The sequence below is a fragment of the Cohaesibacter haloalkalitolerans genome (genome assembly GCF_003574655.1).
GTDB lineage: Bacteria > Pseudomonadota > Alphaproteobacteria > Rhizobiales > Cohaesibacteraceae > Cohaesibacter > Cohaesibacter haloalkalitolerans.
This window is the reverse complement of sequence record NZ_QNUM01000005.1, coordinates 161,389-173,825: the sequence shown is the minus strand read 5'-3', so window position 1 is coordinate 173,825 and position 12,437 is coordinate 161,389. Positions and strand designations below refer to the sequence as shown.

Below are 12,437 nucleotides of genomic sequence, written 5' to 3'. Positions count from 1 at the left end.
GCACTCAAACTTTAAGAACGTTTGAAGGATAATAAGCCCAGATAGTCGTTACAATAAAGGAAATACTGATCGGATCAGATCAACTATTGCGGTGTTGCGGGTGATGTTGAGCCAACAGGTCTGCAATGAAGCGCTTTTGCGCCATGGCCTGTCGCTTGTCATCGATAGCGGCCCTTATCTTCGGGGCAGCGTCTGTAAAGCTGGCGATCTCGGCGGGGTAGATCGCCTCACAAAGAAGAATGTGGAAGCCCGCCTCACTCTCTAAAACCTCGCTGACGCCCCCGGCCGACATGGCAAATAGAGCCGCGTCGAGACCTGCGTAGAGCTTGCCGCGCGGGATGCGTCCGAGCGTGCCGCCATTGAGGGCACTGGGGCATTCCGAATGGCGCAAGGCGGCATCCGCGAACTGATCCACATCGCCGGTCAAGCCTTGCTGAAGATCGCAGATCCTCTGCCATGCGGCATCACGCCGGTTCTCGGCAATCTGCTCATTGATGGTAATCAGAATGTGGCGCGCATCGCGGGTCTCGCCAACGCAAAAGCGTTCGGGATGGGCCTCGTAAAAGTCCCGAGCCTCCTCATCGGTCGCGGCCGGTTCTGCCTTGGCGACCAGATCGAGCACCGCATCCGCCGTCAACTCCCGCACAATGGCCTGTTCCAGCCCCGCCTCGGTGAGGCCATTGGCAGCAAGATCATCAGCGAAAGCCGATGCTGTCTCATAGCGCTCCCTGATGCTATCAACCGACTGGCCCAGCATTTCCTGCGGGACAACAAGATTTTGTGCCACAGCACTCGCCAGAACCAGCCCTTCGAGCAACAGGGCGCGCCTTGCCTGAGCGTCGATCCTCGCCTGCGCTCCTGCGGGCAGCTCATCATAACGGCACTCATGGGCCGCCAACGATGCGCTCATCAGATGATAGGCCAGAAGCGGATCGCCAATCATTCCGCCGCCCCCGGCAGGTCCATGTTGTCCGACATCTCGTAAAGCGGGTCCAGCGCCTGTTCAGGCACCTGCAAGGTCCGCCCGGGAAAGCGCACATGGTAGGCAACGGAGCCAATGGCCTTCATCGTCGCTTCGTCGCGTACCACCTTGATCACCTCGCCGATATCGCCAACCTCGGCCACCACTTGCCCGGCGACACCGAGCGAAACGTGGGCCTTGACCTTGTCGCCATATTCATAGCGATTGGGCATCCATGGCGCTTCAGCAGCAATCAGCTCCCGGTCGCGACAGCCGACGATGATGTCTTCCTTCGTGAAATGCACCGTGTAGATGACCTGATCCTGCAGGAAGGTTCCAACATCGCGAATGACGCCGATCGCCCCGCGCCGCACCAGCAGCACCCCGGTATCGACGCCGGGATAGGTGCCATCATTGCGCAGATTGCGGATCACCCGAACCTCGGAGCCATAGTCAAATCTTGGTGGTGGCAGACTGTCCAGCATCTATTTCAGCACTTCTTCAAGCGGCACAAAGGTCGGCTGACCGGTCTTGAAAACCTTGAAGACCTTTTCGGTCAGCGCGTCGGAGCGCACAAAATCCAGATAGGCCTCTTTCAGCTCGGCGGTATAGAAATCCCACCAGGACTGCCCCGCTCCGGGTTTGCGGGTTCCGGCTTCCAGATAGTCATGGAAGCGTTGCAGGATATGGAGGCGATTGACCATCACCACCTTGGGGTCGTAGTCGATTTCGAAATAGTCAAGAAACTCTTCTGCGCTTCCCAGATCGGACAATTCGGCGTCCAATTCGTCATTTCTCATCGTCGTTACCCTTTCTGCCTTGGGCTCTTTGTGTTGTCCGAAGCGTTGATTGCATCAGTGGTCGATTTCACCGGCCATGACCTGTCTGTGGAAGTCCATGAGGTCGTGGCGTACCGGGGTGCGCTTGAAGGTTTCGGCAAAGACGCGGACCTTTTCAAGGATGCCACGGGCCTGAAGCGCCGTAAGCGCGATGCCCATGGTGCCGTAGATATGGAGCACGGCCTTTGTGCCGGAATGCTTGCCCAGCACCAACTCGTGTTGCCGCCCCAGCCATTCGGGGTCGACCCCCTGATAGGTCTCCTTGTTCTTGACCAGCCCGTCGACATGGATGCCACTCTCATGCGTGAAGACGCTTGAGCCGACAAGGCTCTTCTGGTGGGGAACCGGGCGGCCGGACGCATTGGCAACCAGTTGCGACAGCGCATTGAACTGGCGCTGATCGACACCGGTGCGGATATTATAGAGCCGGTCGATAGCAACGGCGAATTCCTCGAGTGACGCATTGCCCGCCCGTTCGCCAAGGCCGTTGACGGTGGTGTTGACATGACTCGCGCCACCCAGCACTGCGGCCAGCGAGTTGGCCGTTGCAAGGCCATAGTCGTCATGAGCGTGCATCTCCAGCTCCAGATCGGAGTTGGCCCGCAGCTGCCGGAAAATCTCCGCCGTACCGAATGGCTCCATGATGCCGACGGTATCGGCAAAGCGGAACCGTCGCGCACCGGCCTTCCCGGCCACTTCCATGGCCTTGAGCACGAAGTCCAGATCAGCGCGGGAGGAATCCTCGCCCCCGACCATGACATCGAACCCGGCGTCGAGCGCCTTGGGCACCATGGTGGCGATCTGGTCGAGCACATGGTCTCTGGTCTGCCCGAGCTTGTAGTGGATCTGCCCATCGGACATCGGAATGGACAAATCGATCAGGTCAACGCCAAGGTCTCTTGAGGCGTCAAGATCGAAATCGCACATGCGGCACCAGACGACCAGCCGGGCATCAAGCCCAAGGCTGGCAATCGAGCGGATGGTCTCCTGCTCCGCTTCCCCCATCGCCGGAATACCGATTTCCAGCTCCGGCACACCGGCGGCGACCAGTTCGCGCGCGATCTGACATTTTTCGTCGCGGGTGAAGGCCACTCCGGCGCTCTGTTCACCATCGCGCAGGGTGGTATCATTGATTGTGACTTGCCTTACCAAATTCATCGCCCATCCCTTTCCAGAAAGAAGCCTTCACGCCAATTGGATCAGGCGGCAAAGCTTTTGCCACAGGCGCACATGCCAGCGGTGTTGGGATTGTCGAAAGTAAAGCCGGCACCCTTGTCGGTCTCGGCAAAATCGATGGTCGTGCCGATCAGGATTTCAGCATTCTTGGGCACCACATAGAGGCTGATCCGGCCACACTCAACGACATGGTCTTCCGGCTCAGGCCCGGCGACCAGCGCCATGCGATATTTGACTCCGGCACAGCCAGCCATGTCGGCGGCGATCCGAAGACCGGTCAGCGGCTTCGACGACTTCTCGATCAGACCTTGCAGCGCCTGTTGTGCTTTGTCGGTGAGTGTCAGCATTGTTCTACCCTCTGGCTTAAATCCAACTGTCCAATCTGGATTTGCAAGAGGTGTGCCAATGAATCTTTCACCTGTATACTATTGATTTTAATATTGTTTCTCAAAAATCAGCACCCAAAAGCGAATGTCGGAAAACTGACAATGTCGGGTTCATCCAATCATGGCAATGCCGCCCGGAAGGCGGCATCCTGTTGCTTGTTTGCTTTGCAACAAGCCGGTCCCGCTCAGGCGGCTTGCTTTGTCATATGCGTGAAGCAGCCCTTGGGGCAGATTTTCGAGCAGGCTTCACAGCCGATACAATCGCCGTTGTTCTTCACGGTCATGACCATGCTGGTGTCATCGGAAAAGCCGTCATCGTCGTCGTCATCGCCGAACGGATCATCATCATCGAGATCCTCTTCCTCGTCATCAAGATCAAGGCTTTCTCGGTCCACCAGCTCAAAGACATTTCTGGCGCAAACCCGGAAGCAACGGCCACAGCCGATGCATTTTCTGGCATCCAGTGCCTCGACAAACTGGGGTGTCCATTCCGTGCCGTCCAGGGTCAGTCCGACAATTACCGTCATCTTTGGTTCCTCTCACAGATTGTTTTGCGCAGCCGCGCAGGCTGCTTCCGCCGCGGCCCAGGCCTTGCAGGCGGCGTAGGTTTCCTCGGCCAGTCCGGGCAACTCGGCATAGGCGGCGGGCAGACGATCCTCGACGAGATCATGCAATTCCATCGCCTTCTCCGATGCGATCCGCTTTGCCTTTCTGGCGGCTTTGGTCAGTTGTTTCAGTTCGGTCTCGTCCATGGTCAGTCCCCGATTGTCTTTGCAAGTCGGCCCTTGCGATGCGGCCATCCGGCCTTGTCTAAAGCTTTGCCACGTCCCGGTGAGCCTCAACGAGCGCGGCAGCTTTATAGATGATCTTTTCGGCTTCATCCTGCATGTGATCGAGCGACTTGAAGCCGAAGCGATGGACGTCGCGCAGGTTCTTGTCGAAGACAATCAGCTTGCCGACTGCAATGATCACCCGCCCGAAGCCTTCATAAGTGAGATGGATCAACGGCACGGCCATCAGACCGGTCCGCGCCTCGATGCTGGTGGCAAGGGCGTTGTACCAGGCCTTAATCCGGACAATGATGTCTTCGTCGGGATCACCAATGACCGGCACCTGTCGCTTGCGTTCCTTGGTCAGGATGAAGGGATCGATGATTTCGTGCTCACCGGACTTGTCCCAGATGCCGTAGGAATCGACCGCCCTGATCTGACGCAGCATTTCCTTGACGAAGGGCGCGGCCAGCGCGGCATCCCCCTCGGCGACCACCATTTCTTGCCAATCACTCATTTTCACCTCACTCGTTCCAGCCTTCGGTTTCCATGTCATCAAACCTGCGCGGATCATCGCGCAGCCCCCTTACGCTCTCGAGTGCCCGCAGAACCCAGAAAGACGGGCTTCCGGCAAGCTCTTCCTGCAGCAGACCCAGCTGCAACTTGATCAAGGTGCCGTCGGCCACCTTGATCGGCTGCACCCCGGCCTGTTTGAGCTGGGCAATCGCCGAGGCCCCCACGGCCCAGCAATAGACGGCAGCAACGCCCGAAAGGGCACCAATCCGCGCCTGAAGCTTGTCTTCGCTGCCGTCCTGAGCGGCCTCCTCGAAGGCAATGGTCTGATGAAAATGCACTTCATCCCGCGTCACCATGAAAATCGCGAAACTTTCGCTGGTGCCGAAATGCTGGTCCACATGAATGAGGTCACTTGTCGCGAATGCGATCTTCAGCGCACAATCCATGAAACCATCCTCAATGCTGCCATCCACCAGCGTGAGCGTGCGGCTTATCTGGCCCATGGTGCCCCTCCTCCAAATCCTGTACCTGAGCATAGATGGATCGATAGGGTTCGACCGCTCCCTGCTCCGAAGCGATGAGCAGATTGGCTAGATCGAACAAGGTCTGTCGCGATCCGCGATAGCCGATCCAGCAGCGGGCTGGCGCACCGATCCGGTCATATTGCGGAAAACCGGCGCGCAGCAGCGGCAAGCCAAGCCGTTCTGCACTCGCAGCACAGTGGGAATTGCCGATGATCAGGTCCGCCTCCCCGGCCTGAGCATATTTCTCCAGCTCCTGCAGATCGCCAATCTTGACTTCCCGTGCCACGACATGCTTGAGGATCGCCGTGTTCGATGGCGAAATCGCGGCCACCAGATCGCAGCCCATGCCGGCCAGCAGATCACCAAGTGCCTTGAGCAGGTCAGGATCCGCAGCAATGGCTGCCCGCCCCATGCCCAGATTGAAGTGGGTGTCCAGCATGGCGTCCTGCAGTTGCTGACGCTGCCGCTCCAGCCTTCGCGAAACCGGCTGACCGGTCAGCTCGTGCAGCATCGACAGAAAGCTATCGACCGCGTTGAGCCCCATCAGATGGTCAAACCGATAGTCCGGTACGCCGGTGCGTTCCTTGAGCAGGTCGGCGGCCGGGCTCATGCTCGACCCGATAACGATGGTCGCCCGCGCCTTGTGCAGGATTTCGAAGTCGCCGATGCAGGTCCCGCCTGTGGTCAGGGGATTAAAGTCCAGCTCGTTGAGATGGCCATCAAGGCTGGTCGAGAGATCGGGAATGACAATCGGCAGCAGGCCGAAGGCCTCCACCATGTCCTTGATCTCGTCGATGTCGGCCGGGGTGAGCGAGGCATTGACCAGAATGTTGACCTGCCGGTTGGAAGCAATCCCGCCCTTCGTTTCGGACTCAGGCACCAGACGATTGATCATTTCGTAGACGGCCTTGGCAAAACCGGTTTCCAGAGAGCCGACATAATCCGGCGTCTCAACAGGCACAACAGCTGTCTTGAAGCATTCGGGATGGCTCTTGCGGAAGGTGGCAACCGCACCATTGACGTCCGACCCCTGGGTTTCAGACAGACCCGTAGTCGGGATGCCAATGAGGGCCGGATTGAACTTGCTGCAGATCGTTTTCAGCCCTTCGACCACATTTTCATCTGCCCCCATGATGGTGCTGACCTGGTCCATCGCGGTGGTCTGAAGCGCCACTGGCTCGCGGAAATGACCGATCAAATAGATCTTGCCATAGGCGGTGCAGCCCTGGGCACCATGCAGCATGGCGATGGCATCGCGGATGCCGAGGAATGCCAGGGACGCTCCGAGCGAGCTGCTGGCCTTGAGCGGGCTGACGGACAGGGCCTTGTTGCGTTTGATGATCTCTGCCATGGTCTCTACTCCGCTGCGGCCACACTGAGGGATTTGTGCCAAGGCGCGGGATCCCGCACGGCCTTCCAGATCGGGCTTTCCACCGCCTGCAGGATCTGTTCGGCAAAGGTGATCATGCCCTCATAGCCCGCGTAGGCGAGTTCCCGTTCCTGATTGATGTGCAGAAACGGAATGCGGGCCTTCAGAGCGGTATACATGTTGCGGCCACCGGCGATGAGGATGTCGGTTTTGGTCTCATTGACCATGTCGATCAGGGCGCGGGCGCCCTGACTTTCATCGAGCATCACGGTCTTGTCGCCCATCAGCTCGCGGATCTTGGCCTTGTCCTGTTCGGTCGACTTGCGGGTCGATGTGGCAACCACTTCCATGCCCAGATCCTGAAGCGCGGAAATGATCGACCACGCCTTGACACCGCCGGTGTAGAGCAACACCCGCTTGCCAGCAAGGCGGGCCTTGAAGGGCGCAAGGGCCGCATGAAGGCGCGCTTCCTCACGGGCAATCACTGCTTCGGTGCGCCCGGCGAGCGATGGATCATCAATGAGACGGGCAAAGTCGCGCAGCGCCAGCCCCATGTCGCGAATGCCGTAGAAGCTGCCCTCAAACCACGGTGTGCCAAAGCCCTCTTTCAGTTTGCGGGCAACGTTGATCATGGCCTTGGAACAGACCATCATGTTGACCTCGGAACGGTGCATGGTCTGCACTTCCCTGAAGCGGGCATCCCCCGAGAGGGAACCCAGCACACGCAACCCAAGCTCATCGAGCAGCGGCTGCACATGCCACAATTCTCCTGCGATATTGTATTCGCCGATGAGGGCGATGTCGTGAACGGTGACCCCTTCCCGATGCAGATGGGCCGGGACAGGGTCTGGCTCGCGCGTGCCGATCACATGACGCACCATGGTCTCGCCGGCTATGCGGTTGCCGAGGTTCTTGGTGCCATAGAAACCGGCGGCATCGACCGGAACAACGGGTACGCCCCAGCGCTTCTGTGCCGCCTTGCAAACGGCGCCGATGTCGTCGCCGATGAGGGCCGGGACGCAGGTATTGTAGACGAAGACTGCTTCCGGATTCTGCTCATCGATCGCCTGTTTGATCGAATGGAACAGGCGCTTTTCGCCACGCCCCATGATGACATCCTGCTCGGTGAGATCGGTGGTAAGGCCCAGCTTGTAGAGCTTGGCGCCGGAAGACCGGCTGCCGCGGTTGTCCCATGCGCTCCCGGCGCAAGCGATGGAGCCATGCACGATGTGAGCGACGTCGGCGATGGGCAGAAGGGCGATCTGGGCGCCATCGAAACAGCAGCCACCAGCCGCGGCTCCGGGGGTTGGTCGGGCACAGCCGGACTTGGATTTGTGGTTATGCTCACACGCAGGTTCATCGAGCAGCTGTGCGATATCACTTTGTTTCATTGGCCACAAACCTCGCTGTAATAAATGGTCCTGTTTCTGTTTTGCAAGGTCTGTGCCACTGGGTAATTCATTGAATTAAAGGGAAATATCAAATTTCCTCAATGTCGCAAAACCGACAATCGCCTTGCCGTTACAACAATGTCGGCAAGGCTCCAGCGCCAAAGACATAGGGAAAGCGGATCCAGTTCTCGAGCACTTCGAGATCCTTTTCGGCAAGATAGCGATAGTTGCGCTGATGATCGGTGTAGACCGCCATGGCGATTTGCGGCCAGATCTTCTGTTCGACCAGCATGTTGAAATACCACGCCATGGGAAAACCGGCGTTCTTGTCATATTCCTTGAGGAAATGCGACAGGCTGGTACCGGTCATGGTGGCGACATTGTCGCTGGGCAAAGGCAGCTTCTTGACGGGAACCGGCGTCGCCTCGGTCTTGCGTTCGCCGAAGCGATCGAGGAACGGCAGCAGCTTGAGAACAAAATGGTCGCTGAAGCGCTCCTTGCTGGAAGCGGTGGTGTTGCCCCATTCCTCCAGGAAGCGGATATAGCGCAGATCGGACCCTTCGGAGGAGAGCTGCTTGCCCACCAGCGCGCTGATATCGGTAATCGAATGGAACAGATAGCGGGGCGGTGTCATTTCCGCTGGCTCGACCCGCGCCGCAAAGGCTCCATGCGGATCGAGCAGATCTTCAAGATCATCCGGCACCTGATCATTGATGAACAGCGGATGGTCGATGACCTCGGTCAGCTCCTCCACCTTGAGCTGAACGAAGTCAGCCGCATTCGGTCCGATCGGTGCAACGAAATAGTGGCATTTGCCGTCAAAGCGGGTGGTCATGTAGTCGGCAGCACCATATTTTTCATAGAGTGCGAACATGTCATGATCGGACTCTTCCTCTGCCCATTCCCTCAGACTGGCGGCGATCCGGTTGCCATCGCTGTCGACAAGCCCACCCAGCCGATACCAGCCGCTGAGCGTCGTGCGATAGCGGAATTTCAGATCGGGCAGCACGGTGCCAACCGCTTCGACCAGCGAGACATGATGAACGCCGGGTTTGACTTTACGGCAGATTTCCTTGAGTTGAGCGGTGCGTGGCTCATAGTCGGTCATGGTCTTTTCCTATTCCTCCCCCCGATTACCCCTCCCAGTCAAAAAGTTCGGCAACGACCACACCGGTTGCCTGTTCGGGAACCGATGTGAAGCTGATGCAGCCCTCTCCGCCAACGACGAGGTAAAGGTTGAATGTTCCGTAAGTGCTGATCGGCTGCGCTGCAACAATGTCGTCGTCCTGACAAAAGGTGAAATGCACCTCTGGCCATCTGTTGCGCAAATAGGCCGCAACCGACTGGTCAAGACCATGCGCAATGACTTCCTCCTTCACATCATCCAGCAGCGCAGCATCGATCATTCTTCGATTTCCTCAAGAAAGGGCGTCAATGTTTTTGCTTCCTGTCCCATCACGCGCGCCAGCCATGGCGGCGGCGAGCCTGCCAACACTTTTTGCAGATCGGCAACGATGTCGCGTGCCTGTCGCCCGGCAGGCAGCTTGATGGGATGGATACCGGCGCGCACGACCTTGGCGGCGGCAGGTCCGCCGATGGAGATCACGTGCAACACATCACAATCGGCGATCAATGCGGCGCGCCATTTGTTCTTGTCTTCCACGTCGTCGGGTTCACTGGCCGAACGGACATCGATGAGCCGAGCATCGGTTGCGGACACCTGATAGACGAGAAAGCGACGGCAGGAGCCGAAATGTCCGTCCAGCTCCTCGGCGGAATTGGAGGCACAGGCGATGCGGATGGAACCGGGCATGTCACCATCGGCATAGGCATCGACCGGCAGCGCTTCAACACTCTCGCTTTCGACGACACCATCGCCCTTGAGGATGCGCAATGCCGCCTTCAACGGCTCGGCCGGCAGTTTGATGAAAGCTTCCCCTCCAGCCTGCCGAAAGGCTTTCATGCCGAGATTGGCAAATTTCTCCTCGCTCATCGGCAAGCCGACAGCAGCTCCGAGAATGGAAATCAGTGCCCCGGCGTCAATACCGGGCAAGTCGTTTGCCGCAAGGCCAATGCGCAAGGCCAGCTCGCGCGACAGAGGAGCATTCATGGCAGACCTCCGATCATCTTGTCGTTGTCAATGAAAGAAAAAGGGACGCGAACCCAGTTAGGAACAACAGGCTGCAGGCGAAGTTCGCGCCCCTCCCCTCGAGTTTCAGCTTTCCGGCCATCAGGCAGGAACGATGCAATCTTCCTCGAAGCAGCCTTCCATGCATTTGGGACTGTCATGGGCCCCTTCGCATTCATTGCAGAGCGACGGATCGATGTAATAGACGCCCTTGCGGGGGGAAATTGCGTTGGTCGGGCATGTGGTTTCACAGTCGCCACAGGCTGTGCAGATATCAGCGTTGATCATCATTGCCATGGTCTATCTCCTTTTGGGCAAGGCAAAGTCGGGTTCAGGCCTGGCGGGTCAATGCCGGAGGCCACTTTGCCCCATCACGTGTGTCCGGCTCGCTTCACCCTGCCCGCCCGTGCCCCTTTCAGGGAGCATCACGGCAAAGCCTGAGCGCGACGTGCCGGGGAATGGCTATCCGCGTTTGAAACGCAGGGTCGTCGGAAATTCGGGTGGTGGGGAAATCGGATCAATGAAGAACCTGTCTCCATTGGAAAGCTCCACCGTACCGCCCCAGGAGGCTCCGTCGTCGGTCTCGATCGAGGTGATCACCTCTTCCAGATCCTTCTTGGCCACATAGAACAGCAACTCGCCCTTGTCGTTGTATCTGAGCATCACGTTAGGCATTTCGGTCTCCTTGTCACCTCTCGCGCCCTGCGTTACCAGAAGGGTGACGCAGGGCGGAAGGGAGCGGTATTTGGCCAATGCTCAGCGCACCAGATCGTAGTTATAGTCGGCGACACCCATCTTCATGGTGTCCTTGTCCATCTTCTCCAGAACGGCGTTGGTCAACGTCGTCAGGATGGTCATGGCGCCTTCATAGCCCAGCGTTGTTGAGCGATGCAGGTGATGACGGTCGAAGATCGGGAAGCCGATGCGGATCAGAGGCACATGGAAGTCTTCACCCTTCTTGAGGGTGTCACGTTCAATGAACTTGCCGTAGGAGTTGCCGATCATGAAGTCCGGCTTCTTGGAAAAAATCAGGGAACGCAGATGCCAGAGGTCGGCACCGACATGCACTTCGCAATCCTTGCCATAGGGACTGCCGGCCAACATCTGATCCACGGCCTTCTTCCAGCGTTTGTTGGCGTGGTGGCAGATGATATGGGTCGGCTCGGCGCCCAGTTCCAGAAGGAAACCGGCCAGCCCCATGACAAAGTCGGCATCACCCCAGATGGCAAATTTCTTGCCATGCAGCCAGGCATGGCTGTCGGTCATCATGTCGACGAGGCGACCACGCTCGATCTCCAGCGACAGCGGGATTTCCTTGCCGCTTATCTCGGAAACCTTCATCAGGAACTCGTCGGTCCATTTGAGGCCCATCGGGATGTTGATGGCTGGCGTCTCGTGGTTCCAAGTGCCCTTGGTGAATTTGCGGGTCTTGACCAACTGCCACGGCTGCAGCAGCAGGGTGTCCCTGGCGTTAGGCGCGTCCTTGACTTCATCCTGGGTGGTACCGCCGGAATACATGCGGTATTTGCCGTCAGCGGGGGTATCCAGCACTTCGGAAGGATCGCAGAGCAGCGAATAGTCGACGCCCATTTCCTTCATGTAGCGATGCAGGACACGGTAGTTGCCAAGATAGGTCTCGAAGCCCGGCACGATGTTGATCTTGCCATTCGAGCCGACTTCCTTGCCTTCCATGTCATTGACAGTGAAATAGCGGATGGTGCCCTCGAACATGTTGTCCCAGCCGGTGGTGTGGGAACCGACAAAGCTCGGCGTATGGGCAAACGGAACCGGGAAGTCTTCCGGAATATGACCTTCCTTGCGGGAGTTGCCGATGAAGGCGTTGAGGTCATCACCAATGACTTCGGCCATGCAGGTCGTGGAGACCATGATCATGTCCGGCTTGTAAAGCGCACGGGCGTTTTCCAGACCGTCGAACATGTTCTTCTGGCCGCCAAACACGGCAGCGTCCTCGATCATGGAGTCGGATACGCAGGCGACCGGCTCCTTGAAATGGCGGTTGAAATAGGTGCGGAAGTAGGCCACGCAGCCTTGCGAGCCATGCACATAGGGCAAGGTATTCTCGAACCCGAGCGAGCAGAGAACGGCGCCGAGCGGCTGGCAGGCCTTGGCCGGGTTGATGGTGAGAGCCTCGCGGGAGAAGTTCAGCTCCTTGTATTCCTCGGAGGTGGTCCATTCGAAAATCTCGTCAATCCTGGACGGATCGTGCTTTTCTTCGAACAGAGCCCGCTTGTTGCCCAGCGACGTGGTGTAGTCCTCTTCCTTGAACAGGGGGAAGCTGGGTTTGATATTGTCAACGACTTGGTTCATTTGGTCCTCCTTCGCGCCACCAATCTGTGAACTCACGAAGTGTTGGAGA

The 12,437-nt window shown here is 58.1% G+C and carries 17 protein-coding genes; all 17 read right to left on the bottom strand.

The annotated features are described in order from the left end of the window. Positions 1-79: 79 nt before the first annotated feature. Positions 80-943 carry a nitrogen fixation protein NifM gene (gene nifM, locus DSL70_RS13910; protein ID WP_119308549.1) on the bottom strand — a complete coding sequence of 288 codons (864 nt, stop codon included), beginning with the start codon at positions 941-943 and terminating at the stop codon, positions 80-82. Continuing rightward, entirely contained in the window at positions 940-1,446 is a 507-nt protein-coding gene (locus tag DSL70_RS13905; protein WP_119308548.1) for a nitrogen fixation protein NifZ, read from the bottom strand. Before DSL70_RS13905 ends, nifM begins: the two co-directional genes overlap by 4 nt. Beyond that, positions 1,447-1,761, bottom strand: a complete 315-nt coding sequence (gene nifW, locus DSL70_RS13900; RefSeq protein WP_119308547.1) for a nitrogenase-stabilizing/protective protein NifW — start codon at positions 1,759-1,761, stop codon at positions 1,447-1,449. Between the two features lie 54 nt (positions 1,762-1,815). Beyond that, positions 1,816-2,958: a homocitrate synthase gene (gene nifV / locus DSL70_RS13895; RefSeq protein WP_119308546.1), complete on the bottom strand. Its 1,143-nt coding sequence runs from the start codon at positions 2,956-2,958 to the stop codon at positions 1,816-1,818. A 41-nt stretch (positions 2,959-2,999) separates the two neighbouring features. Further along, positions 3,000-3,323 (bottom strand): HesB/IscA family protein, encoded by a 324-nt coding sequence (locus tag DSL70_RS13890; protein WP_119308545.1) that lies wholly within the window; start codon positions 3,321-3,323, stop codon positions 3,000-3,002. Between the two features lie 224 nt (positions 3,324-3,547). Then, a complete protein-coding gene (fdxB, locus tag DSL70_RS13885) occupies positions 3,548-3,889 on the bottom strand; it encodes a ferredoxin III, nif-specific (protein WP_119308544.1) in 342 nt (113 codons plus the stop codon). Positions 3,890-3,901: 12 nt separating this feature from the next. Beyond that, positions 3,902-4,114: a CCE_0567 family metalloprotein gene (locus tag DSL70_RS13880; protein WP_119308543.1), complete on the bottom strand. Its 213-nt coding sequence runs from the start codon at positions 4,112-4,114 to the stop codon at positions 3,902-3,904. 58 nt (positions 4,115-4,172) lie between these two features. After that, on the bottom strand, positions 4,173-4,649 hold the full coding sequence (locus DSL70_RS13875) for a NifX-associated nitrogen fixation protein (protein ID WP_119308542.1): 477 nt from the start codon (positions 4,647-4,649) through the stop codon (positions 4,173-4,175). Between the two features lie 7 nt (positions 4,650-4,656). Further along, positions 4,657-5,151, bottom strand: a complete 495-nt coding sequence (locus tag DSL70_RS13870; RefSeq protein ID WP_205563265.1) for a NifB/NifX family molybdenum-iron cluster-binding protein — start codon at positions 5,149-5,151, stop codon at positions 4,657-4,659. Further along, positions 5,105-6,523 (bottom strand): nitrogenase iron-molybdenum cofactor biosynthesis protein NifN, encoded by a 1,419-nt coding sequence (gene nifN, locus DSL70_RS13865; RefSeq protein WP_119308541.1) that lies wholly within the window; start codon positions 6,521-6,523, stop codon positions 5,105-5,107. The genes DSL70_RS13870 and nifN overlap by 47 nt, the downstream gene beginning before the upstream one ends. A 5-nt stretch (positions 6,524-6,528) precedes the next feature. Beyond that, positions 6,529-7,932, bottom strand: coding sequence for a nitrogenase iron-molybdenum cofactor biosynthesis protein NifE (gene nifE / locus DSL70_RS13860; protein WP_119308540.1), 1,404 nt, complete (start codon positions 7,930-7,932; stop codon positions 6,529-6,531). 130 nt (positions 7,933-8,062) lie between these two features. Continuing rightward, positions 8,063-9,040 carry a hypothetical protein gene (locus tag DSL70_RS13855; protein WP_119308539.1) on the bottom strand — a complete coding sequence of 326 codons (978 nt, stop codon included), beginning with the start codon at positions 9,038-9,040 and terminating at the stop codon, positions 8,063-8,065. Between the two features lie 25 nt (positions 9,041-9,065). Continuing rightward, positions 9,066-9,338: a DUF6129 family protein gene (locus DSL70_RS13850; protein ID WP_119308538.1), complete on the bottom strand. Its 273-nt coding sequence runs from the start codon at positions 9,336-9,338 to the stop codon at positions 9,066-9,068. After that, positions 9,335-10,042, bottom strand: a complete 708-nt coding sequence (locus DSL70_RS13845; RefSeq protein ID WP_119308537.1) for a dinitrogenase iron-molybdenum cofactor biosynthesis protein — start codon at positions 10,040-10,042, stop codon at positions 9,335-9,337. The genes DSL70_RS13850 and DSL70_RS13845 overlap by 4 nt, the downstream gene beginning before the upstream one ends. 120 nt (positions 10,043-10,162) lie before the next feature. Next, on the bottom strand, positions 10,163-10,357 hold the full coding sequence (locus DSL70_RS13840) for a ferredoxin family protein (RefSeq protein WP_119308536.1): 195 nt from the start codon (positions 10,355-10,357) through the stop codon (positions 10,163-10,165). A 165-nt stretch (positions 10,358-10,522) separates the two neighbouring features. Beyond that, entirely contained in the window at positions 10,523-10,735 is a 213-nt protein-coding gene (gene nifT / locus DSL70_RS13835; RefSeq protein WP_119308535.1) for a putative nitrogen fixation protein NifT, read from the bottom strand. An 81-nt stretch (positions 10,736-10,816) separates the two neighbouring features. Beyond that, complete coding sequence (gene nifK / locus DSL70_RS13830) at positions 10,817-12,388, bottom strand: nitrogenase molybdenum-iron protein subunit beta (RefSeq protein ID WP_119308534.1); 1,572 nt, start codon at positions 12,386-12,388, stop codon at positions 10,817-10,819. Between the last annotated feature and the right edge of the window lie 49 nt (positions 12,389-12,437).